This is a genomic window from Bacillus cereus group sp. BfR-BA-01492 (genome assembly GCF_022662815.1).
GTDB lineage: Bacteria > Bacillota > Bacilli > Bacillales > Bacillaceae_G > Bacillus_A > Bacillus_A cereus_BD.
Genome location: NZ_JAKUEH010000009.1, coordinates 175,716 through 197,249, shown reverse-complemented (window position 1 = coordinate 197,249; position 21,534 = coordinate 175,716). Strand labels below are relative to the sequence as shown.

The window sequence follows — 21,534 nt, the reverse complement described above, 5'->3', positions numbered from 1 at the left end:
TGGAGCTTTTGACGTAGAGGCGTTCTTTGCCTCGCAGGAAGAAGCGAAATGACCGACTGTTCTAGCCGCCGGAGCTAGATATATTTAAAAGCCGAGGCGGCTCGCTCAGAACAGGAGGACATTGGAGCTTTTGACGTAGAGGCGTTCTTTGCCTCGCAGGAAGAAGCGAAATGACCGACTGTTCTAGCCGCCGGAGCTAGATATATTTAAAAGCCGAGGCGGCTCGCTCAGAATCGCCTCAAAAAAAGAGATCAAATCTGATCTCTTTTTTGTTTTTTTTGGAAAAACAAATGGTAATTGAAATTATATCGGCGATTCGACCTAAAATATCGACGCATCTTGCAATTTATCGGCGATTCGACCTAAAATATCGGCGCATCTTGCAATTTATCGGCGATTCGACACAACTTATCGACCGCTCGACAAATAATGACACCTTTTCCTCACCGCAATATGTAGAATCAAACAGAGATCTCTGTTTGATTCTACGCCATTGTTTACGATAACCAATCTAATTTGCGAATCCCTAACTTATTAACAGGTAATCGAAAAAATTCATAAAAATGCTTCATAAATTGCTCTGAACGGTTCATATCGTGTAAAATGTCCTCTAAGCGATCCCTGTATACACTTTTATGCTCTTCATTATCTGTTTGATAGTAACTTTCTACTGTTTCAAAATATTGGAGCGGAAACAGTAAACGTGCAAATAATAAACGCCATCCAAAAGAAGATAACGAATAATTTCGTTCATACTCGGAAATAAATTGAACAATTAGTCGTTCCGAATCTTTCTTTTTCTCTGTTATTATAGAGCGCATCCATTCTGCTATATCTCTAGTTGGATGATCATATACCCAGTCAATAGGAATTTTTAACCGATTCGTTTGTTGCCATAATAAAGGTGTAAATCTTTCTTGGCAAATCGTTGCGGAATCAGAAAGCTGTGGTGTATCATCTATCTCTGTATCAACAACATATTGAATAGCATTTTCAGCAATTCCTAAATAATAAGGGAATGATTCAATAAACAATTGATCAAATACGTCTGAAGGATGATTCATAACCTGTGATTGCCAAAAACGCTCTAATTGATCAAGTCTCTTTTCCCATAGCGATTTCCATTCACCAATGCGGCTTAATTTATCAATTTCCTCTGGGAAAAAGGCACCGCGTTTATGGAATAATGAAAGTTCACTTCCCAATGGAGCAGCATGTCGTTCAAGCAAGCGTATACCTTTTAATAAACAATAATTTTTTTCTTCTATTTCACTTACATAGTAACCGTGTATCGTTGGAACGAAAGTTGCAACAGTAATATCCCCTTGCTGGTTCATATAATCACTGAGCTTTTTCATTTCAACAAGTACTTCCTCTTCCATATTTCCAATCGGAAGAAGTACATAAATTTTATTGCGAATCCAAAAACTTTTATAGGGGCCAAGGGGAATTAATTCTTTGACATGCATTTGATAATGCTCATAAATATGCTGAATCATCATAGTCGCCACCTATGTTTTTTCTATATATATATGAGCTTGTGCTCGCCTTTCATTCCTATGCACATGATAAAGCTAAGAAACGTATACAAATAATAAAAAGAAAAAAAGGTGATAAACATGAAAGAATCAAATCAACTACAAGAAAAAGCATTCCAACTTTTACAAGAGCGCGGTGTAACAATCGATGACATTGCTGAACTCGTTCACTTTCTTCAAAAAAAATACCATCCTAATTTAGAGATGGCAGAATGTCGTTACAATGTAGAACGTGTATTATCGAAACGTGAAGTTCAAAATGCCCTTATTACAGGAATTGAATTAGATATCCTTGCTGAAAAAGGTCTGTTAAGTGAACCGTTGCAAGATATTGTAAAGCGCGATGAAGGATTATACGGAATTGATGAAGTAATCGCACTTTCTATCGTGAACGTCTATGGCTCTATTGGCTTCACAAATTTTGGATATATCGATAAATTAAAACCAGGTATTTTAGAATACTTAAATGATAAATCAACTGGAAAAGTTAATACATTTCTTGATGATATCGTTGGCGGAATCGCTGCCGCTGCTTCAAGTCGTTTGGCACACCGAGCTGAGCATGCAGAGTAAAGGAAAAGAACCTCCCTTCTAGTTCAAGATAGAAGGAGGTTCTTTTTTTAATTTACATATATTTCAAGGTATTATATACTCCTTGTAAAAAGGGGTGGATTGAAATGACTCATAAACAAGCCTTTTCTTTGTTTTCCCTACTGCTTGCATTCATTAGTAGCACTCTATTTTTTCTATGTTTTGTATGAACACTGCGTCTCACCCCATCATTAGAAACAACTATAATTACATGTAGTGTTCTATCCATTGTTTTAGCATTCATTGGTGAAAGAGGGTTTGTTCGTACAGTAGCTAGAGCATGTTCTATCGCCATACTATCTTACCATGATTTTCTTCGGTTATATTATCCATCTAATTTGGACTGGACCATAAGCAGGAACTTCTTTTCTCTGCTTATGAATACAACTTGCTGTTTAAATCCAACATTCTTATATAACATAATGGCCCTTTCATTAAACGCTGCAACACTTAAGCGAATTTTTTGCGGCTGAAATGCATGAATAGCAAACTGTATTCCAGCCTGAAAAAATTCTTTCCCTCTTCCTTGCCCCGTTAATTCTGGCTTCATACCCAGACCAATATCTATTACACCTTCTCCCCCATATAAATTAGCCTCTCTTCCCCCTGGCACTTGTGCACTTTCTCCAAAGCAAAAATAACCAATGAGCTCGCCATTCTCATTACAACATCCATAATATGTACCATTTAGTAGCTCTTTCATTGTTTCTTCCTCTTCCGAAAAATCGTATAACGAATATGGTTCCTCATATTTCCATCTACCAATTTCTCTTGCTTCTGTTTTTGTTAGTTTGTGTATATTCATTTTCTCCTCCTCCCAATACGCTAATCATGTATATTCTATATTTGTTATGAAATCCATTTTTACTGTAAGGAAAAATGGATATAAAATCATTCACATCCACAAAATTTCTGCATTAAAAAGTAAAAAACAGGCAACCATTTCGTTACCTGCCCCTCATTACATTTTCTCAATCCACTCCGTCAAGTTATGCACAACATGCGTTGGTTGCACTTCATAATCTTTTAATTTTTCCACAGTTGTGACTCCAGTGTGGACAAGAAGCGTATCCATACCAGCATTTATTCCTGCTAATATGTCGGTATCATAGTTATCCCCAACCATGATTGCCTCTTCCTTCGTCACAGCAAGTACTTTCAAGGCTTGTTCCATAATAATGGATTCTGGTTTCCCAATAAAGATTGGATCTACACCTGTGGATACTGCTACAACAGATGTTAGTGAACCGTTCCCAGGTAGTAACCCGCGCTCAGTCGGAATGGCAATGTCTCCGTTTGTGGAAATAAACGTTGCGCCATTACGTACAGCAAGACATGCTTTTGCCAATTTTTCATATGTGATGTCGCGGTCTAATCCAACAACGACAAAGTCAGGACTTTCATCCACAAGCTTAAACCCTTTTTCCACAAGTGCATCATGTAAGCCTTCTTCTCCAATCATATACACAGTGGCATCTTGTTTACGTTCATAAATAAAGTTCGCTGTCGCCATACTCGTTGTAAATACTTGCTCTGGTTCAGCTGGAATATCGAAACGAACAAGTTTTTCAGCAACTTGCTTCGGTTTTCGCGTTGAATTATTCGTTACGAATAAATATGGGATACCATGCTCTTGTAATGCTTTTACAAAGTCACTTGCTTCTTCAATTTGTTCTTCACCGCGATACATCGTACCATCTAAGTCAATTAAATAACCTTTATACATCTATTCTGTCTCTCCTTTTATCATAGCGTCCATACCTTTCTTATATTAACCTCTTTTCCAAAAGAAAAAAACGCTTTACTCTAAAGCGTCTCATTACGTTTATTTTTTCTCTTGAATTCGATAAGAGCAATTGCAGTCCCCATCACACATATTGGTTAATATCTTTACATCTGCTTCAGAAAACAATTGTTTGTACATATCTTTTTCATCTTCACATAGCTGTGGAAATTTTTCTGCAATGGCCATCAATGGACAATTTTGTTTTTTCAAGATAAACGATTGTTCATCTTCTTGTTCCACTTGTACCATATAACCATTTTTCTCTTGAATTGCAGCTACTTCTTGCAATTTATATGCCAAACTCCCTTTTCCATCCACTCGTTTTTGAAGATGCTCTTTCATTCTGTTTGTTCGTGCTTTTAACACTTGCCGAAGTAGCTCTTCATTGCCACTGCTCGCTAAATCTTTCAGCATATCGATTGCAAATTGCTTATATTCTTTCGGAAATGTATCTTCTCCTTTTTGACTAAGACCGTATAAATATGTCGGTCGTCCAACATGTTGTCTTACCATTTTGGAATCAATCAGTTGCTCTTTCTCTAGTTTACTTAAATGTCGACGTACTGCCATTTCCGTAATTTCCAATGACTCTGCTAACTCCGCAACGGTGTGCTCCCCGTTGATTTTTAAAAGCTGTACAATTTCTTCTTTTGTTGTACGCGTTTCCCCCATTTCTCTTTCTCACCCTTCTCCCTTGTTTCTCACTATGATAACCATGATAATATCCCTAAAAAGTAGGGATATTATCTACCCATTTATTCTGCAACAAATGCAGATACAGGTCCTAATTCCTTTTCTAAATAACGGCGAATATTCGCAGGGTATGTTTGTACGAATGCAATCTGTCTTTGAATTGTTTCATATAATTTTTTATGATTCATTTCAATATAATCTTGCATAAGCATTTTTCGAAGAAGAATCACTTCTTTCAGTCCTTCTCCTTCCGCTCCGCTTATTACTTTTTCATCCATTAAAATATCAATAATATCTTCATAACTTCCTGGATCACGCATAATAAATCCATCAATCATTGCGTTACCAACATCTAATATACAGTCAATGATAAGATGAGACATGCGTTCTAACGCATAATATTCAAAATTTGTTTCATATTTTTTTTTCTCTTGAAATGTATCTACAACTTGTTCTAAACACGTTAACATTTTCTCAATCTTTTTTCTATCTACAAAGTACATAAAAGGTCACCTACCTGGAAATTAAAGCATTTACATTTTAATTGTAACCTTTTCTTCTGAAAAAATCGACAATTTTTCGAATTCACCTTTTCCCTGTAATTTGTTATAGTTATAATTGTATGATTTTTGAAATTGGAGGAATGTCACCTTGGAACGTGAACTCGCATTAGAAATTGTCCGTGTAACAGAAGCCGCAGCATTAGCATCCGCACAATGGATGGGACGCGGAAAAAAAAATGAAGCAGATGATGCAGCAACTACTGCTATGCGTAATATGTTTGATTCAGTAAACATGGCAGGTACTGTTGTAATTGGTGAAGGAGAGCTTGATGAAGCACCAATGTTATATATTGGTGAAAAATTAGGAACAGGAAACGGTCCAGAAGTAGATATTGCCGTTGACCCATTAGAAGGTACAAATATCGTTGCAAAAGGCCTTGCAAATGCAATGGCAGTTATTGCAATTGCAGATAAAGGAAATCTTCTTCATGCTCCAGATATGTACATGGAAAAGATCGCGGTTGGTCCAAACGCAGCTGGTAAAATTAGCTTAGATGATCCAATTGAAAAAACAATTGAAATTGTAGCAGAAGCAAACAATAAAAAAATTCGTGACCTAACGGTTATCGTCCAAGAACGGGAACGTCATCAAGATATTATTGATCGTGTGCGTGCAAAAGGAGCACGTGTAAAATTATTTGGTGATGGTGACGTTGGTGCCTCTATCGCTACCGCTTTACCAGGAACAGGAATCGACTTATTTGTCGGTATTGGAGGCGCTCCAGAAGGTGTTATCTCTGCAGCCGCATTAAAGTGTCTTGGCGGAGAAATGCAAGCGCGCTTAGTACCAATGAATGAGGAAGAGGAAATGCGTTGCCGTAAAATGGGCCTAGAAGATCCTCGTCAACTTCTTATGTTAGAAGATTTAGTATCTGGCGATGATGCAATTTTCTCAGCAACAGGTGTATCTGCTGGCGAGTTATTAGATGGTGTAAAATTCCTCGGCGGTGATTTAGCAGAAACATATTCTATCGTTATGCGTTATAAAACAAGAACGGTACGCTTTATTAAAACACATCACCATTTAGACCATAAGCCTCATTTAAACTTAGATATTTAAAAAGGAGCGTGCATGCACAGTATGGAAGAACGTTTCTTTCTGTACGACGATACAGTCGCTACAAAAACTCGTTTCGTTAGCTTTATGGGAGAAAACGAACGCCATGATTTAGCGCTTTTATACTCCGATCGTCATTATGGCAAAACAATTGTCCTTGATATGCAACGTAATAAATTCGCTATCATTGGAACTGACGATTTAAACGAACCCGGCTACTTAGAGCATGCTTTTTCTGTCTCTGAAGAAATTGCCGAAGAACTGCGCTCATTCTTATTTGAACTGATTTAATATTATGGCACCAGCTACTTTAGTGGCTGGTGTTTTTTGAATTGCCGGCCCATTATGTATGTATGAACAAAGCTATTTCTATCCAAAGGATGTCTACTACACATGCCAACATTTACTTTGTAATGGTCAGCAATTGAATAGCATCAGTCTCAAAAAAGCCACCCGCTTTTTCTGCCGCATCCGTACGATTCATTCCTTGTTTTATCAAATATAAAGCTTCATTTATTTTTTCTTTATCGTTTTTTAGTCTCCCAGTATATTTCTCACATTTCTTTACTGCCATAATCCCTTCTTTTGTCCGTTCAGAAGTTAAATCTCGTTCAAACTGAGCAAGCCATGCCTCTTTTAGACGTTTCAAGTTTGCTCCTTTACGAGAAATAAGTTCAGCAACCTCAATTAAAATAACTATTAAAACAACGTAAATTTTCTCTTTATATGTAAAAATCAATTCTTTTACTCACAAAATTTAGTAATTAAAAGAAAGATAGGAGTTACCTTTTATTTCAACTGAATTTTTCACGTTTTAAGCTTATGAAATCAACAATATTCAAACTATCCACCATCATTTTTTTCACAATAAAGGAAAAATAAACCTTCTAAAACTCTAAATATTTTGTTAATATATTAATGTAAGAACAATAAGAATATATTAGAAAAGGTGATTTTTTTGAAGTTTGGGAAAATGGGATTAGTGGTTGCAGCAAGTTTGAGTCTTTTCGCTTTATCTGCGTGTGGAAAATCTGCAAAAGAAACAGTTGTTTCTTCCACAGAAAGCATTTTAAATGCAAAACAAATGGAATCAAGCGGTTCCGTTTCTTTTAAATTTGATTCTAATGCGAAAGATATGAAACCAGAAGATAAAGCGGCAATGGATATGTTAAAAAACGTATCAATTACAGTTGATTCAAAAACAGATAAAGATGCAAAAAAAGATGAAATAACAATTGGTGCAAATATTAAAACAGATGCAATGAAAATGGATATATCGATTCCAATGTTTATGGATGAAGGGAAAAAGGCTTTATATGTAAAAGCGAATAATGTAAAATCGCTTTTACAATTAGCTGGCATTCCTGGTGATAGTTTTTCTACTCTAGAAGGAAAAGTTATCAAAATGGATATGAAAGATTTAGGAGAAGTAGATACAAAAGAATCTATGGAAATCCAGGCGAAAGTACAAAAAGCGTTATTAGATGCAATCAAATCGCTTCCTGAAGACAAATTTACAAAAGAAAACGATGTATATACTGTGAAATTAGCAGGTAAAGATTTAAAAACAGTGATTGAAAAGGTATTTGATGAAATGTCTAAAATGAAAAACTTCACTGGAACAAAACAAGAAATTGAAGACTTTAAGAAAGAATTGAAAGATGGAAACCTTGGTAAATCTTCTGTTTCTTTAACTTATACAATGGATGGAAACACAATTAAAAAACAGGATGCAGTAATTCATATCGAAGCAAAAAACCCTAAAGATAAAAATGAAACAATTAAATTTGATGTGAATATTCATTCCAATATCAAATCTATCGATAAACCAATCAAATTCACATTCGATACTTCTGAAAAGAACATTGTTCCAATGGATGAGCTGCAAAAAATGATTAATAAATTTATGAATCAATCTATGATGAATGACGGAATGGATGGCGGGGAAATAACTCCTCAATTAGCTCCAACAGAACCTGCAGCATAAAAAAGCTCCCTTAAGGAGCATAGCCATCAAGTTAACAAAAGTAAGGAAATACATTTTTTACCTGAAGACGAAATAAAAAATATAGCAATCAAATTTTATAAATGCACAAAAAAGAAATCCTCTTACTTCTATCGTAAGAGGATTTCTTTTTATTTCTTCACTTTTCGCAATACAAAGTATGCACAACCAAAGTTACAATATTCGTATAGGTACTCCGATACTGTGCTAATTTTCGTATCATATGTCGCACGTTGGTTACTATCATCAAAAAAGCCGCGCAATCTCAGTTGATCGTACCCCCAGTCACCAACGATATAATCATATTTATTTAAAATTTCTGCATAGCGCTCTTTAAATGCTTCTTCACGAAAACCGTCACGATAGTCTTTAATTACTTCGTATTGAACATTATTAATGCTCACCGTAGCATGAATCTCTTGCTTTTGCTCCATCATTAACTTCCTTTCTAAGCATTCTTCTTTTTATCGTATCACAAAGGCTTACAACCAACAATTTCAAATACAAAAAATTGAAAAGTAGTAAATGCTATAAAGAAGGAGGTGATACATTATGAAAAAACAAATGATTCTTTCGTTTCTCACCCTTTCTTTATTTGCAGGATGCCAAGTAGCAAATAAGGCCGAAATGGAACGTGAGGAAGGAAGCCGTATCCTTGTTTCCGATAAAAATGACATGTATCATTCAGAAAATACAAATACGAGACTTACAAGGGTTGGATATTCTTCGAAACAAAAGCATGAAGTATCCAATAATCAGGTGGGTAGTATAAACCGAGAGAAAGTCGCTGAAATGATTACAAGTATGACTGTGAAACTTCCCGACGTAACAAATGCTGCTACACTTGTAACTGACGATGAAGTATTCGTTGTATATCGTGCAAATACAAATAATCATAAGCTTGTGACAGATCAAGTATACCGAACAGCTTTGTCCGTCGTTCCTCGCTATTATAAAGCATATGTCTCAACAGACCAAAAGTTGATTTCTCAAATTCAAGGACTTCAATCTGGTCAATTAAACGATACCGAATATGAACAAAGTATTACTATGTTAAAGCGTGAAATGAGCAAAAATCCACATTTAAACAATACGCAAAATGAGACGTTACATGATATGATTAAAAAGTAAAAATAGAGGACGCCTATCTTTAGGCATCCTCTATTTTTCTTCTTTTTAATGACGATCTGCATATATTGCCATAGCATCGCACATAAACTGAGCCAAACCTTTTCCAAACTGATCAATGTTTTTCGTAAAACGTTCATCATCCACATACATTTGCCCTAAACCTTTAAACGCCTCTAATGAATAATGGCCAAAGCTTTGTAAATAATCATACCATTCTTGCATTGCTTCTTGTGCTTCTTTTGAATCGGGCGCATGATGCCGAAGAGTAGCAAGCTTTCGGTATATATGATTCAACTCTTCTTGCTTTTCTTTAGACATACTAGCAGCCGCTTTATTCGCCTTATCAACTGCTTCGTCTCCCCATCGTTCTCGCGCTTCTTGTTCATATGGGTTATGACTGAAATCAAATCCTTCAAACTTCTCTTTATTCGTCATTTGAATCTCTCCTTTTGCATGTTTTATTGTTTTATCAATCGTCGCAATCATCTTATCTAACCGCTCACGTTTCTCAAGCAGCATTTTCCGGTGTACCTGAAGTGCCTCCTCACGATTAAATGACGGACTCATGATAATTTCCTTAATCTTCTTTAAAGGGAAGCCAAGCTCTTTAAAAAATAAAATTTGCTGCAATGTTTCTAAATTTTGATTGGAATATAGGCGATATCCTGATTCTGTTACCTCATCTGGAATTAATAGTCCAATCTCATCATAATGATGGAGCGTGCGCACACTAATACCAACTAAATCGGCTACTTCTTTTACTCTCATTAATCTTGCCTCCCTTAGCTTCTACAATAAAGTATCACGCAACGTGAGAGTCAACCAGAAATTCCTCTTTTTTATGTTAAAAATGGAGACTACTCCACATTCCAGAAAAATTCAGGCATAATATAAATGTATATATATTAGAAAGCGGTGAAATTTATGGTTTCAAATGCTGTCATTACAAGCATCATTATTCAACTTGTTCTTTCGATTTTCGTGCCTATTATTACTTTTATCTATTTACGAAAAAAATATCGTATAAACTGGAAAGTAGTTGGGATAGGTATTCTCGTCTTTATCGGATTCGCTCAAATTCTTGAAACACCTCTTCATGTATTCATGCTAGGAAATCCGACAACTTCTAAAATATTAGAAAATCCATTTCTATATGCACTCTATGGTGGACTTGCCGCTGGTATCTTTGAAGAAGTAGGACGCTTTATCGCCTTCTTTTTCCTATTAAAGAAATACCAAGAATATAAAGACGGCTTTGCCTACGGAATCGGTCATGGGGGGATTGAATCCATCTTAATTGGAGGACTTGCTGGGCTGCAAGCTCTTATTTTTGCTACTTCTATTAATAATGGTAGCTTTGCACAACTCATTGAAAAAACACCTCAACTGAGTCAAGTACAAGATGCCTTACTTTCTGCTCCTTCGTATCTATATTTACTCGGCGGGGTAGAAAGAATCATGGCACTCGTTCTACAAATTTCCTTTACAATGCTTGTGTTGTATGGTGTAAAACAAAAAAAATATATTTTCGTCGTATATGCTGTACTGTTTCATGCACTCGTTGATTTCTTTGCAGCCCTTTATCAAAAACAAGTGCTGAATATATTTGTTACAGAAAGTATTTTCTTTATTTTTACTATTTTTGCATTCATTCTAATTCGAAAAATGAAAGAAAAACTGACAATAGAACCTTCAAAAAGCTAAGCGAAAAAATGCTTAGCTTTTTTTGAATAGAGGAATTTTTCTTCCATTTGTCGAAGTTATGTAGCGTCAACTTGAAAAGTGAGGGATGAAATTTGAAGAAGTTAATTGTAATCCGGCACTGCTCTGCAACAGGACAAAATCGTGATGCAACGCTCACAATTGAAGGCGAAAAGCAATCATCTGCCCTTGCCGAATTTCTTATGACAAGTCGCTTACAAATCGATTCCATTATTTCGAGTCCTTTTAAAAGAGCGATTCAGTCCATTACACCGTTTGCATCACTAGCAAACCTACAAATTGAGCAAGATGAACGCTTAGCCGAACGTATACTGAGTAATAGGCCCATGGAAGATTGGCTACAGAAATTAGAATATACTTTTACAAATATAGATATCGCCTTCTTAGGCGGAGAGTCAACAAAACAAGCGATGGAACGTGTAGCTTCATTAATCAAGCATGTTTTAGAAAAAGAGCATCAAGTAACGATACTTGTTACACATGGAAATCTGCTAACGCTTATTCTAAAGTACTTTCATCATCAGATTGGCTTTCAAGAATGGAAAAACATAAGCAACCCTGATGTTTATGAAATTACAATTTCTGAACAACCGACAATCCACAGACTGTGGAAACAATAGTATATAACATAGTACTCACAAAAAACATCCCTTTCAAATTCATTCAGTTGACATCACGAGAAGATGCTTAAACATGCTCATTATTGTTTTACAACATGTATGAAAAATGAGATGAACTTGTAACAAACATAGGAAGGGGTATCACAAAGTATGTATGAAGAAGTAATATCTTTACTACATAAAACAAACGCTTCTTACGAAAAGTTTGAACATGAGCCAGTTCTCGATTACGAAACAGATCGAGTTGTTCGCGAGCGCCTTGGTTTGCAAGGGGCTCCAAGCAAAAGCCTATTTTTAAAATCAAAATCTAATTCTTATTATGTATTCTTCACAATAGAAGGAACTCGTCTAGATCAAAACAAAATGAAAGCAATAACCGGACAACATCTCTCTCTTTGTTCACCAGATGAACTAAGAGAACAAACTGGATGTATTCCTGGATGCGTCGCTCCTTTTGGCTATTCGAAGGATGTAACAATTATTGTGGATCGCTCTGTCTATAACTATGATAAAATTTTAATATCACCAGGTGTTCCAGACTTTACAATTGAATTATCCACAGAAGAATTAAAGAAAATTTTATCCACATGTCAAAATACTGTTTTAGAATACAAAAAAGAGAGCTAATCATTTGCTCTCCTTTTTGTATTATTTTGCTTCTACTGTATTCTCTTTTGCAGAGCGAACTTGCTCATCTGCATGGTAAGAAGAACGTACAAGTGGACCAGCTTCACAGTGACTGAATCCTTTGCTAAGCGCAATCTCTTTCAGCTCTGCAAATTCAGCCGGTGTGTAATATCGAATAACTGGTAAGTGTTTCTTAGATGGTTGCAGATATTGCCCAAGCGTTAAAATATCCACATTGTTCGCACGTAAATCGTCCATTGCTTCAAGTAAATCTTCTCTTGTTTCTCCTAACCCCACCATAATACTCGATTTAGTTGGAATATCAGGTTGCATTTCTTTTGCACGACGTAAAAATTCTAAGGAACGATCATATTTTGCTCTTGCGCGAACTCGGTCAGATAATCGACGTACCGTTTCAATGTTATGGTTTAAAATATCTGGTTTTGCATCCATTAACATTCTTAAATTCTCTTCTACCCCACCCATATCAGATGGTAACACTTCAATCGATGTAAATGGATTTTTGCGGCGGACTGCGCGCACTGTTTCAGCAAAAACAGCAGCTCCTCCGTCCTTTAAATCATCGCGTGCAACCGCTGTTATAACAACGTGTTTTAATCCCATTTGTACAACAGAATCCGCTACGCGTTCTGGCTCTTGTAAATCAAGCTCTGTTGGTAAGCCTGTTTTAACCGCACAGAAGCGGCAAGCACGTGTACAAACTGCACCTAAAATCATAAATGTTGCTGTTTTTCTTACTGCCCAACATTCATGAATGTTCGGACATTTTGCCTCTTCACAAACTGTATGAAGCTGCTTAGAACGCATCATTTTCTTTAAGCCTGTATAGTTTTCATTTGTATTTAACTTAATTTTCAACCATTCGGGCTTGCGCTTATATTCTGTTTGTTTTGTCATGTTATCAACTCCGCACAATATGAAATAGTTTACCGTGTTCGCTTCTTTCAATGTAACATATCTATTTTAACGTATGAAAGCGATTTGCTCAAATGAAGATTGCAAGATTTTTTACCAATGATTTACTATAATGAAATATTCCGTATATCTAACACTAAAGAGAGTGATGTTGTGAAAGGAGTCTATTTCATGCTTCGAAAAATTTCTCTCTTACTTTCGATTTTCTTTCTTCTTCAGCAAGGCATTGCTTATGGTGAAGAGAAACAAAGCATATATGATAAACGGATGGAACTCTACAAAGAGACTGAGCAATCCTTGGGTGTTCCGTGGTATTATCTAGCTGCCATCGATCAATATGAACGTAATATACGAAGCGTTAGGCGTGATATTCCGAAAAAACCTGATGCGATTATTTCTATTTATTTCAAGCCAGAAATATGGTCGGGGCCTGCTAATCCTGCTCCTCATGATACTCTACCTTATACTATTTCTTTATTTGCTGGAATCGGTTTAGATGGTAATCAAGATGGACGAGCAGATGCAAATCATGACCGTGATTTGTTGCACACAATAGCAACAATTATAACAAAACAAGGAACTTCTGAAGACCATATAAAAATTATGCTTTGGGAATATTATAGACGTGCCAAGACCGTGGAGTTAATTACGGAATATGCTCGAATTTATAAACATTATGGACGCATAAATTTAGAAGGAAATGCCTTCCCGCTTCCCATTCACAGCGATCATAGCTACCGCAGTACTTTTGGTGCGGGACGAAGCTTTGGCGGAAGACGGATTCATGAAGGAACTGATATTTTCGCAAGACATGGCGTCCCGGTGCGATCGACTTGTTACGGCATTATTGAAACAAAAGGCTGGAATCGTCTTGGTGGATGGCGTATTGGAATACGCGACCTGTATAATAACTATCATTATTACGCTCATTTAGGTGGATTTTCAAAAGACATACAGCTTGGTCAAATTGTAGAACCTGGCACAGTTCTTGGCTTCGTTGGAAATACAGGATATGGGCCACCCGGCACAGCTGGTAAATTTCCTCCTCATTTACACTTTGGGCTATATAAAGATAATGGTTACACGGAATGGGCTTTTGATCCATATATGCACTTAAGCTTATGGGAACGAAAAGAACGCGCTAGCTTAAAGAAATGACCGTGGCGAATTGCCACGGTTATTTCTTTCTATCTAGTTGCCACTTGAATCATACTGAGACAACTCAAAATGATATTCATTCCATTAATCATCCGTTTTCTTTTTATCAGGTATTACAATCCCGCCATTTCCATAATAAGCTGGTACTTCTCCTTGGACAATTCGCGTTGCAATTGGAATATCTTGCTTCACTGTAATATCTTTCGTTCGAAATGGGATAATAACTTGTAACGTTACCTCTACCTCCATCATAATTTTAATAGCTGTATTATTAATTCCTTGCGGTTCGATTTTTTGCTTAATATCTGTGCTAACATGCCCAATCGTTGTAAAATCAATTGGAATATCGGGTCCTATATTTCCAAGAAGTGCATTATCTGTTATGCGTCCGAGCGGAACGGACATCGATACTCCGCTCTCTTCTGGAAGGCCGAGCGCTTTCATATTCCCATTTTCCACCTGATGTAAATACTTTTCTATGTATGCCGTTGTGGATGTTAAAATCTCATTTACTTGTTTCGTATTTAAATCAATTGTGGATACTTTTCCATTCTTATCATTTTGTACCTTCATTAATGAATCCACATTAAATCCTTCATTTATACGATCTTTTACCGCCTTTGTCATTACTACTGTTGCCATTTTATGCGTTTGTGTTTCTCCATACTTTATAAGTGTTGGCTGTATACTTTTATTCACAATCCACAATCCTTGAAATGTCAACAATAAAAAAATAATAAATGAGATAAGTAGTACATGGCGAAAAGGAAGCGGTCCACGTCTAAACCGCGAATTCTTCGGACGAAATGTGCGCATAAGAAACCCTCCTTCTTATATTATTTCTATGCAAGAAAGAGGGACGATATATACTTATATCATTTTTAATAGTGCATCTTTTCCAATTGTTCCTGCTGTAATGCCTAATTTCTCTGCCTCAGCTGTTACCGATTCCAGCGGGGCTTCAAGCAGTTGTTCCATTGTTCTAACACCAACTGCACGACCAGCAACAATCCCGCGGTCTTTTAATTTCTCATTTAATAAACCGACATCTAATGCCCCGCACATAATGTATCCTTTATCGCTCATAATAGCTAGCAAATTTGTCTTTGGTAGCTTTACGCTAACTCCTATAAACGTATATTGATCAATAATAATAGGCTCTATACTCACCATCATTCACCCACTCCTCTCTTTCTTATCTGTATGAGGAGAGAGAAATGTGTGTTACAGGTTAACTAGCCTATCGTTTGATTAAACGATGTAGAAGTTATCAACATATTTGCTAACACATCTCTAAGCAGTTCTGGCATATAGTATTGTTTATGAGAAATTGTGGATAGTTCTGGGTATAAGTAACCAAATGTGTACATATCAATTGTCCCTACCGTATAGATACGATCTAATTCGATTGATTCGCCGTTAATTAATATATCCTCAATCAAAATTTTATTCCCAGGAACCGTATCAAATATCACCTCTAGTCCATCATAAACCATCTTCCCCATTACTTTCCCACGAAAACCAAATCCCTTTACTTCAAGCTGTTCCATATTCGGACGACGCGCTTTTAAAATAACTTCCTTTAATGTTTTCCCCGGTACTCGTAATGCACATGGATTAATCGGATGTGGACAAATTCGGTGAATATCTCCGCGCGTTACAATTCCTGCTTCTAGTCCTTCCAATAATACTCCGGCATTTACCATTCCAATTTCTGCCCCGCACCATTTTCGTAACGCATTTGCTAACATATGAGAAAATGCTGTTTCTTTAAACCAATCTATTGGCAGCGACTCTTTTAATTGGACAACAGGCTCTTCCATAATATGTGTACATTCTGCCTGCAACAGCTCGATTGTGGATAATGGTTTACTATACGCGCTTAAACGCTCTGTTTTAATCGCTCTACCGTCTTTTTTCAATAATCGTTTTGTTTCCTTATCTACAGTAAGTTGTACATGTCCAACATAATGTCCCCACTTCTCACAGCAACAAAGCAACGTTCCATTTACGAGCATGCCACGCTCAAATAAATGATGTGTATGCGCTCCTAAAATAACATCTATATCATAATTATTTGCCATATATTCATCAGCATGTTTCCCAAGATGCGAAAGGACAACCGTAATATGCGCTTTATCTTTTACTTCATCTAAGATCGCTTCTAAATGTATCATCGGCTCTTCAATATGCCATCCTAACATGTTATAAAACTCTGGATAGGCTACCGTTAAACCGATAAAAGCAATGGTAATGCCATCTGTAGTTGTATGAAGTTTATACGGCTGTGCCCAATTAGGACGCACGCCCTCTTTTTCAAATAAATTCGCTACAAGCACTTCAAATTCAGCATCATCGTATAGATCGTCTAAATGCTCCTTCGCTAGTGTAATTCCTTCATTATTTCCAATCGTGACATAATCATATAGCGCTTCATTTAATAACTGCGTATTCCCGCGCCCATTTGTCGCTTCTGTAATACTATGAAAACGATCCACGTGATCGCCGATATCTAACGTAAAAACAGACTCTCCAGCTTCTTGTCTTCGCTTTTTCTCTTCTAATACAAACCGAGAAATTTGAGGCCAATTTTCAAAATGGCTATGTATATCGTTTGTATGATAAAGGTGGATGATTGTTTCTTTCTTTCTATTCAGAGAAAAAACCTCCTCTCAAATCCTTACTGCCTTTTACGCTACGCGTATACAATAATCCTGTAAATACTTTTCGCCCTTTCTTGCTATTTTACATTGTACTCTCATTAAAGGAAAAAGCAAAAGATTCCCCTTTTCATATAAAGTGAAACTTTAATCAGTGGGGGTTTTCTTCATCCCCCACTGATTATGAGCCCTCACCAATCGGGCTGTTACGGGCAGCCCTACTCCCACCTATCTTCCTTGCTTCTCTCTGCATCTTGAGGTGGGAGTCTTACTGCCCTAAAATAGCGGGATAAAATTTATTTTTAAACCGAAATGATTATAAATGACTCCGCTCCAAAAAATCAGAAAAATCGTTGCATTTTTAATATAAAAAATATATATTGTATATAAAGTATATATACAATATGAATACTAAGAGGGATTTGCATGCAAATAATTATTTCAAATAATAGTAAGGAACCGATTTACGAACAAATTACGAATCAAATAAAATCACTCATTTTAAATGGTGATTTAAAGGAGGGAATGACACTCCCCTCCATGCGCCAGCTCGCTAAAGATTTACAAGTCAGTATTATTACAACGAAAAGAGCGTATGAAGAGTTAGAAAAAGCAGGCTTTATTTATTCAATTGTAGGGAAAGGATCTTTTGTTGCTGAACAAAATTTAGACGTAGTACGTGAGAAAAAATTAAAAGTGATTGAAGAACAATTATTAGCTGTTGTTGCGAATAGTAAAGAAATTGGTGTACCTTTAGCCGAGCTTCATGAATTATTAACTATTTTATATGAGGAGTAAAAGAGATGGAAAATATAGTAGAACTACGAGATGTTCATAAAACTTTTCAAGGCTTTTCGATCAAACAATTAAATTTACAAATCAAAAAGGGGTTTGTAACAGGTTTCATCGGTTCAAATGGTGCAGGAAAATCAACAGTCATTAAAATGATGATGAACTTATTAAAACCAGATGCAGGTGAAGTGAAAATATTTGGCTTAGACTACGCATCGCATGAAAAGGAAATTAAAGAGCGTATCGGCTTTGTTTTTGATAGTAATGTATTTTATGAGGGATTAAATCTAAAGGATATTAAGCGAATCGTCGCACCCGCTTATAACAATTGGGATGAAATACAATTTAAACGCTATGTAGAGCGGTTCGAATTGCCGATGAATAAACCGATTAAAACATTTTCAAAAGGAATGCAAATGAAAGTTTCATTAGCCCTTGCGCTATCGCATCATGCCGAGTTGATTATTATGGATGAGCCAACAGCAGGATTAGACCCTATATTTAGACGTGAGTTACTTGATCTACTGCACGAATTAATGCTGGATGGCAATCGCACCATTTTCTTCTCTACACATATTACGACAGATTTAGATCGCATCGCTGATTTTATCGCTTTTTTAAAAAACGGACAATTACTCTTCAATCAGTCGATTCATGAAATCGAGGAAAATTATGCTCTCGTAAAAGGCAGTACAGATTTATTAGACCGCGATACAGAAAAAGCTTTTATACATGTTCACCATGCCCCGACTGGCTTTGAGGCATTAACAAATAATGTTGCCGAAGTGGAAGGGATTTTTGGAAATGAGGTTTTGATTGAACGTGCTTCATTAGAAGATATTATGTATTACTCGAAAGGAGTAGGGCACCATGCTTAATTTAATTAAACGCGATTTCATTTTACAGAAGAAGCAATTACTCATGTATTTAGGTCTCATTATCTTTTTTATTGTGATGAACAAGCACCCTATTTTAACATTTACGATTGCAAGTATTTTAATCCCATTTAGTACGCCTGCCTACGATGCAAAGACAGAAACAAATATTTTATTAAATTCTTTACCCTATACACGCAAGGAAATTGTCGCTTCACGTTATATTGGAACAATCATTCACATGTTGTTAGCAGTTGTTGTAACGAGCGCAATGCTTATTATCTTTCAAAAGTCATTTACTGTAGAACATATTGTAATGAGCAATGCATTATTTTTACTATTTTCAGCCTTTACATTTCCACTATTTTATCTATTTAAACAAGAGCGTATGTTCTTAATTATTATAGTCTCATTTTTAGTATTAACTGCTTTTGGTCCAGGTGCCATACAATTTCTTGCAATAGAGTTTAGTACTGTTACCAATGCTCTTTTCAGCTTATCTATCCCTACTTTGTATGCCATAGCTACGATTAGTACCGCATGTATTTATCTCATTTCATGGAGTGTATCGTTATTTATTTATCAACGTAAAGTGTTTTAATTCAAAATTTCTCGCATTATATAACGAAGTGAAATTTGAATATATTGGTAAATTTATAAAAAGGTTCTCTACATAGGGAGAACCTTTTTTCTTATCGCTTATTCGACTTAATAAAACGCATAAAAATTTCCATATACAGGACTGCTAGAGTGATTTGTAACTTTCATGACGTAGATTCCACGTGAAACATTATAAAAATATAGTTTTCCTTGTTCTTTCGTATACGTACCCGTTAATGTTTTTGCATGAGATTTTCCGAGCGGACTAAGTGGAACTAATTCATATGTCACTTTAGCCTCACTTCCATCCCCAGTATATTGCATCGCTCCAATAGTTACATCATTTACTGGATGATCGAACAAAAATAAATCGTTCATCCCAGGCATCCATTGATACGATTTTCCCTGTTCAAGAGAAAAACTAAAATTCTCTGATGTTTCTTTTGCGAACGTCGTGTTTCCTCCCATAAACATAAAAACAAATAGAAAACTCATAATAACTCCTAAAACCTTTTTCATAGCTACTCATTTCCCCTTTCTTCTTGTTTTATTGATAACTACCTACAATACATTCTATCTTTCGCTCTAAATCGCCTTCTATTTTTATAATATTTAACATTTTATACAAATAATAACTTTTTCTAAAATATAGTAAAAATTCAGATATTAATATTTAAAATAGAATATTGATGATATCCCTATAAGAGGCAAAAATTCTTACTACATATAAAAAAGCGCCCTGCCAAGCAGGACGCTCTTACTTTTAAATTAACCGATAGAACCTTCCATCTCGAACTTGATGAGACGGTTCATTTCTACTGCGTATTCCATTGGAAGTTCGCGAGTGAATGGCTCGATGAAGCCCATTACGATCATTTCTGTTGCTTCTTGCTCAGAAATACCGCGGCTCATTAAATAGAATAATTGTTCTTCTGATACTTTTGATACTTTCGCTTCGTGCTCAAGTGAAACGTAATCGTTTTTGATTTCGTTGTAAGGAATTGTATCAGATGTAGATTGGTTATCCATAATTAATGTATCACACTCGATGTTAGAGCGAGAGTTTTTCGCTTTCGGTCCGAAGTGTACGATACCACGGTATGTTACTTTACCACCATGTTTTGCAATCGATTTAGATACGATTGTTGAAGATGTGTTTGGTGCTAAGTGAATCATTTTCGCACCAGCATCTTGGTGTTGGCCTTTACCAGCAATCGCGATAGATAATGTTAAACCGCGTGCACCTTCACCTTTTAAAATAACAGCTGGGTATTTCATCGTTAATTTAGAACCGATGTTACCGTCAATCCATTCCATCGTTGCGTTTTCTTCACAAACCGCACGTTTTGTAACGAGATTGTATACGTTATTTGCCCAGTTTTGAATTGTTGTATAACGGCAATATGCATCTTTCTTAATGATGATTTCTACTACCGCACTGTGAAGTGAGTTAGTCGTGTAAACAGGAGCTGTACATCCTTCAACGTAGTGTACGTGTGCACCTTCATCTACGATAATAAGCGTACGCTCGAATTGTCCCATATTTTCAGAGTTAATACGGAAATACGCTTGAAGTGGTGTATCTACTTTTACACCTTTTGGAACGTAGATAAATGATCCACCAGACCAAACTGCAGAGTTCAATGCTGCAAATTTGTTGTCAGTTGGCGGAATTACTTTTCCGAAATGCTCACGGAAAATATCTTCGTTTTCTTTTAATGCGCTATCTGTATCTTTGAAGACAATTCCTAGTGCTTCTAGGTCTTCTTTCATGTTGTGATATACAACTTCAGATTCATACTGCGCTGATACACCCGCTAAATATTTTTGCTCAGCTTCTGGAATACCTAATTTATCAAATGTTGCTTTAATTTCATCAGGTACTTCATCCCAAGACTTCTCAGATTTCTCAGATGGTTTTACGTAATACGTAATTTCATCGAAATCTAAATCATTTAAGTCGCCGCCCCATTGTGGCATTGGCATTTCATAGAACTTATCCAGTGCTTTTAAACGGAAGTCTAACATCCACTGTGGTTCTTCTTTCATATGTGAAATCTCTTCTACGATTTCTTTTGTTAAACCGCGACCTGCACGGAAAATCGAAACGTCTTTATCCTTGAAACCATATTTGTAATCGCCGATATCTGGCATTTGTTTCGCCATGTTGGTATGTCCCT

General features: G+C 36.2%; 26 protein-coding genes and 1 pseudogene. 12 read left to right on the top strand and 15 right to left on the bottom strand.

Features of this window, described 5'->3' with window-relative positions:
- Positions 1-497 precede the first annotated feature (497 nt).
- The gene (gene yutH / locus MR063_RS13555) at positions 498-1,499 is read right to left on the bottom strand and encodes a spore coat putative kinase YutH (RefSeq protein ID WP_242198494.1); all 1,002 of its coding nucleotides are present in this window, start codon (positions 1,497-1,499) and stop codon (positions 498-500) included.
- Between the two features lie 120 nt (positions 1,500-1,619).
- On the opposite strand from yutH, the gene MR063_RS13550 reads away from it, so the two are divergent.
- Positions 1,620-2,111, top strand: a complete 492-nt coding sequence (locus MR063_RS13550; protein WP_242144037.1) for a phosphatidylglycerophosphatase A family protein — start codon at positions 1,620-1,622, stop codon at positions 2,109-2,111.
- Positions 2,112-2,220: 109 nt separating this feature from the next.
- On the opposite strand, the gene MR063_RS13545 is transcribed toward MR063_RS13550, so the two are convergent.
- The 5 genes from MR063_RS13545 to MR063_RS13525 form a co-directional block, all read right to left on the bottom strand.
- Positions 2,221-2,424 (bottom strand): hypothetical protein, encoded by a 204-nt coding sequence (locus MR063_RS13545; RefSeq protein WP_242144036.1) that lies wholly within the window; start codon positions 2,422-2,424, stop codon positions 2,221-2,223.
- 30 nt (positions 2,425-2,454) lie between these two features.
- Positions 2,455-2,934 (bottom strand): GNAT family N-acetyltransferase, encoded by a 480-nt coding sequence (locus MR063_RS13540; protein WP_242198492.1) that lies wholly within the window; start codon positions 2,932-2,934, stop codon positions 2,455-2,457.
- 156 nt (positions 2,935-3,090) lie between these two features.
- On the bottom strand, positions 3,091-3,855 hold the full coding sequence (locus MR063_RS13535) for a TIGR01457 family HAD-type hydrolase (protein ID WP_242198490.1): 765 nt from the start codon (positions 3,853-3,855) through the stop codon (positions 3,091-3,093).
- Between the two features lie 99 nt (positions 3,856-3,954).
- On the bottom strand, positions 3,955-4,587 hold the full coding sequence (locus tag MR063_RS13530; protein ID WP_242144032.1) for a helix-turn-helix transcriptional regulator: 633 nt from the start codon (positions 4,585-4,587) through the stop codon (positions 3,955-3,957).
- Between the two features lie 83 nt (positions 4,588-4,670).
- The gene (locus tag MR063_RS13525; RefSeq protein WP_242144031.1) at positions 4,671-5,111 is read right to left on the bottom strand and encodes a DUF86 domain-containing protein; all 441 of its coding nucleotides are present in this window, start codon (positions 5,109-5,111) and stop codon (positions 4,671-4,673) included.
- A gap of 148 nt (positions 5,112-5,259) precedes the next feature.
- Here MR063_RS13525 and glpX point away from each other — a divergent pair, with 148 nt between their 5' ends.
- Positions 5,260-6,231, top strand: a complete 972-nt coding sequence (gene glpX, locus MR063_RS13520) for a class II fructose-bisphosphatase (protein WP_242198488.1) — start codon at positions 5,260-5,262, stop codon at positions 6,229-6,231.
- A 21-nt stretch (positions 6,232-6,252) separates the two neighbouring features.
- A complete protein-coding gene (locus MR063_RS13515; protein ID WP_041810600.1) occupies positions 6,253-6,519 on the top strand; it encodes a DUF3055 domain-containing protein in 267 nt (88 codons plus the stop codon).
- Positions 6,520-6,631: 112 nt separating this feature from the next.
- Here the strand turns inward: MR063_RS13515 and MR063_RS13510 are convergent.
- Positions 6,632-6,919 (bottom strand): annotated as a pseudogene (locus MR063_RS13510) (hypothetical protein); the annotation flags it as partial.
- A 267-nt stretch (positions 6,920-7,186) separates the two neighbouring features.
- On the opposite strand from MR063_RS13510, the gene MR063_RS13505 reads away from it, so the two are divergent.
- Complete coding sequence (locus tag MR063_RS13505; protein WP_277927871.1) at positions 7,187-8,215, top strand: hypothetical protein; 1,029 nt, start codon at positions 7,187-7,189, stop codon at positions 8,213-8,215.
- 149 nt (positions 8,216-8,364) lie between these two features.
- Here the strand turns inward: MR063_RS13505 and MR063_RS13500 are convergent, their stop codons facing one another.
- Positions 8,365-8,667, bottom strand: a complete 303-nt coding sequence (locus tag MR063_RS13500; RefSeq protein WP_242144028.1) for a YutD family protein — start codon at positions 8,665-8,667, stop codon at positions 8,365-8,367.
- Between the two features lie 118 nt (positions 8,668-8,785).
- Between MR063_RS13500 and MR063_RS13495 the strand changes: the two genes are divergently transcribed.
- On the top strand, positions 8,786-9,364 hold the full coding sequence (locus tag MR063_RS13495) for a YhcN/YlaJ family sporulation lipoprotein (protein WP_242198484.1): 579 nt from the start codon (positions 8,786-8,788) through the stop codon (positions 9,362-9,364).
- A 45-nt stretch (positions 9,365-9,409) separates the two neighbouring features.
- On the opposite strand, the gene MR063_RS13490 is transcribed toward MR063_RS13495, so the two are convergent.
- Positions 9,410-10,132, bottom strand: coding sequence for a MerR family transcriptional regulator (locus tag MR063_RS13490; protein ID WP_242198481.1), 723 nt, complete (start codon positions 10,130-10,132; stop codon positions 9,410-9,412).
- 156 nt (positions 10,133-10,288) lie between these two features.
- On the opposite strand from MR063_RS13490, the gene MR063_RS13485 reads away from it, so the two are divergent.
- The 3 genes from MR063_RS13485 to MR063_RS13475 all read left to right on the top strand — a co-directional run bounded on the left by MR063_RS13485 (position 10,289) and on the right by MR063_RS13475 (position 12,333).
- Positions 10,289-11,068 carry a YhfC family intramembrane metalloprotease gene (locus MR063_RS13485; protein WP_242198478.1) on the top strand — a complete coding sequence of 260 codons (780 nt, stop codon included), beginning with the start codon at positions 10,289-10,291 and terminating at the stop codon, positions 11,066-11,068.
- 92 nt (positions 11,069-11,160) lie between these two features.
- Complete coding sequence (locus MR063_RS13480) at positions 11,161-11,706, top strand: histidine phosphatase family protein (RefSeq protein WP_242198477.1); 546 nt, start codon at positions 11,161-11,163, stop codon at positions 11,704-11,706.
- A gap of 150 nt (positions 11,707-11,856) precedes the next feature.
- Positions 11,857-12,333 (top strand): YbaK/EbsC family protein, encoded by a 477-nt coding sequence (locus MR063_RS13475; RefSeq protein ID WP_242198473.1) that lies wholly within the window; start codon positions 11,857-11,859, stop codon positions 12,331-12,333.
- A gap of 21 nt (positions 12,334-12,354) precedes the next feature.
- On the opposite strand, the gene lipA is transcribed toward MR063_RS13475, so the two are convergent.
- On the bottom strand, positions 12,355-13,251 hold the full coding sequence (gene lipA, locus MR063_RS13470; protein ID WP_242198469.1) for a lipoyl synthase: 897 nt from the start codon (positions 13,249-13,251) through the stop codon (positions 12,355-12,357).
- 189 nt (positions 13,252-13,440) lie between these two features.
- Between lipA and MR063_RS13465 the strand changes: the two genes are divergently transcribed.
- Positions 13,441-14,427: a M23 family metallopeptidase gene (locus MR063_RS13465; protein WP_242198466.1), complete on the top strand. Its 987-nt coding sequence runs from the start codon at positions 13,441-13,443 to the stop codon at positions 14,425-14,427.
- Positions 14,428-14,511: 84 nt separating this feature from the next.
- Here MR063_RS13465 and yunB read toward each other — a convergent pair whose 3' ends face one another.
- The 3 genes from yunB to MR063_RS13450 all read right to left on the bottom strand — a co-directional run bounded on the left by yunB (position 14,512) and on the right by MR063_RS13450 (position 17,063).
- The gene (gene yunB, locus MR063_RS13460) at positions 14,512-15,243 is read right to left on the bottom strand and encodes a sporulation protein YunB (protein WP_242144021.1); all 732 of its coding nucleotides are present in this window, start codon (positions 15,241-15,243) and stop codon (positions 14,512-14,514) included.
- A gap of 54 nt (positions 15,244-15,297) precedes the next feature.
- Positions 15,298-15,600, bottom strand: coding sequence for a YunC family protein (locus MR063_RS13455; protein WP_242144020.1), 303 nt, complete (start codon positions 15,598-15,600; stop codon positions 15,298-15,300).
- Between the two features lie 62 nt (positions 15,601-15,662).
- The gene (locus MR063_RS13450) at positions 15,663-17,063 is read right to left on the bottom strand and encodes a bifunctional metallophosphatase/5'-nucleotidase (protein ID WP_396021841.1); all 1,401 of its coding nucleotides are present in this window, start codon (positions 17,061-17,063) and stop codon (positions 15,663-15,665) included.
- 450 nt (positions 17,064-17,513) lie between these two features.
- Between MR063_RS13450 and MR063_RS13445 the strand changes: the two genes are divergently transcribed.
- The 3 genes from MR063_RS13445 to MR063_RS13435 are packed head-to-tail and all read left to right on the top strand — an operon-like array spanning position 17,514 to position 19,355.
- On the top strand, positions 17,514-17,885 hold the full coding sequence (locus tag MR063_RS13445; protein WP_242144019.1) for a GntR family transcriptional regulator: 372 nt from the start codon (positions 17,514-17,516) through the stop codon (positions 17,883-17,885).
- A 5-nt stretch (positions 17,886-17,890) separates the two neighbouring features.
- The gene (locus MR063_RS13440) at positions 17,891-18,757 is read left to right on the top strand and encodes an ABC transporter ATP-binding protein (protein WP_242198463.1); all 867 of its coding nucleotides are present in this window, start codon (positions 17,891-17,893) and stop codon (positions 18,755-18,757) included.
- Positions 18,750-19,355: an ABC-2 transporter permease gene (locus tag MR063_RS13435; RefSeq protein ID WP_242198460.1), complete on the top strand. Its 606-nt coding sequence runs from the start codon at positions 18,750-18,752 to the stop codon at positions 19,353-19,355. Before MR063_RS13440 ends, MR063_RS13435 begins: the two co-directional genes overlap by 8 nt.
- Before the next feature lie 107 nt (positions 19,356-19,462).
- On the opposite strand, the gene MR063_RS13430 is transcribed toward MR063_RS13435, so the two are convergent.
- Together MR063_RS13430 and sufB are read right to left on the bottom strand one after the other, a co-directional pair.
- Positions 19,463-19,873: a hypothetical protein gene (locus tag MR063_RS13430; RefSeq protein ID WP_242198457.1), complete on the bottom strand. Its 411-nt coding sequence runs from the start codon at positions 19,871-19,873 to the stop codon at positions 19,463-19,465.
- Positions 19,874-20,122: 249 nt separating this feature from the next.
- Positions 20,123-21,520 (bottom strand): Fe-S cluster assembly protein SufB, encoded by a 1,398-nt coding sequence (gene sufB / locus MR063_RS13425; RefSeq protein WP_087099313.1) that lies wholly within the window; start codon positions 21,518-21,520, stop codon positions 20,123-20,125.
- Between the last annotated feature and the right edge of the window lie 14 nt (positions 21,521-21,534).

Excerpts from the sequence above, each read along its gene's own strand:
- MR063_RS13465 (WP_242198466.1), top strand. The coding sequence starts at position 13,441 with ATGCTTCGAAAAATTTCTCTCTTACTTTCGATTTTCTTTCTTCTTCAG.
- lipA (WP_242198469.1), bottom strand. The coding sequence starts at position 13,251 with ATGACAAAACAAACAGAATATAAGCGCAAGCCCGAATGGTTGAAAATT.
- sufB (WP_087099313.1), bottom strand. The coding sequence starts at position 21,520 with ATGGCGAAACAAATGCCAGATATCGGCGATTACAAATATGGTTTCAAG.
- MR063_RS13500 (WP_242144028.1), bottom strand. The coding sequence starts at position 8,667 with ATGGAGCAAAAGCAAGAGATTCATGCTACGGTGAGCATTAATAATGTT.
- MR063_RS13545 (WP_242144036.1), bottom strand. The coding sequence starts at position 2,424 with ATGGCGATAGAACATGCTCTAGCTACTGTACGAACAAACCCTCTTTCA.
- MR063_RS13455 (WP_242144020.1), bottom strand. The coding sequence starts at position 15,600 with ATGGTGAGTATAGAGCCTATTATTATTGATCAATATACGTTTATAGGA.
- MR063_RS13490 (WP_242198481.1), bottom strand. The coding sequence starts at position 10,132 with ATGAGAGTAAAAGAAGTAGCCGATTTAGTTGGTATTAGTGTGCGCACG.
- MR063_RS13435 (WP_242198460.1), top strand. The coding sequence starts at position 18,750 with ATGCTTAATTTAATTAAACGCGATTTCATTTTACAGAAGAAGCAATTA.
- MR063_RS13540 (WP_242198492.1), bottom strand. The coding sequence starts at position 2,934 with ATGAATATACACAAACTAACAAAAACAGAAGCAAGAGAAATTGGTAGA.
- yunB (WP_242144021.1), bottom strand. The coding sequence starts at position 15,243 with ATGCGCACATTTCGTCCGAAGAATTCGCGGTTTAGACGTGGACCGCTT.
- MR063_RS13550 (WP_242144037.1), top strand. The coding sequence starts at position 1,620 with ATGAAAGAATCAAATCAACTACAAGAAAAAGCATTCCAACTTTTACAA.
- MR063_RS13535 (WP_242198490.1), bottom strand. The coding sequence starts at position 3,855 with ATGTATAAAGGTTATTTAATTGACTTAGATGGTACGATGTATCGCGGT.
- MR063_RS13530 (WP_242144032.1), bottom strand. The coding sequence starts at position 4,587 with ATGGGGGAAACGCGTACAACAAAAGAAGAAATTGTACAGCTTTTAAAA.
- MR063_RS13445 (WP_242144019.1), top strand. The coding sequence starts at position 17,514 with ATGCAAATAATTATTTCAAATAATAGTAAGGAACCGATTTACGAACAA.
- MR063_RS13430 (WP_242198457.1), bottom strand. The coding sequence starts at position 19,873 with ATGAAAAAGGTTTTAGGAGTTATTATGAGTTTTCTATTTGTTTTTATG.
- yutH (WP_242198494.1), bottom strand. The coding sequence starts at position 1,499 with ATGATTCAGCATATTTATGAGCATTATCAAATGCATGTCAAAGAATTA.
- MR063_RS13485 (WP_242198478.1), top strand. The coding sequence starts at position 10,289 with ATGGTTTCAAATGCTGTCATTACAAGCATCATTATTCAACTTGTTCTT.
- MR063_RS13515 (WP_041810600.1), top strand. The coding sequence starts at position 6,253 with ATGGAAGAACGTTTCTTTCTGTACGACGATACAGTCGCTACAAAAACT.
- MR063_RS13440 (WP_242198463.1), top strand. The coding sequence starts at position 17,891 with ATGGAAAATATAGTAGAACTACGAGATGTTCATAAAACTTTTCAAGGC.
- MR063_RS13495 (WP_242198484.1), top strand. The coding sequence starts at position 8,786 with ATGAAAAAACAAATGATTCTTTCGTTTCTCACCCTTTCTTTATTTGCA.
- MR063_RS13525 (WP_242144031.1), bottom strand. The coding sequence starts at position 5,111 with ATGTACTTTGTAGATAGAAAAAAGATTGAGAAAATGTTAACGTGTTTA.
- MR063_RS13475 (WP_242198473.1), top strand. The coding sequence starts at position 11,857 with ATGTATGAAGAAGTAATATCTTTACTACATAAAACAAACGCTTCTTAC.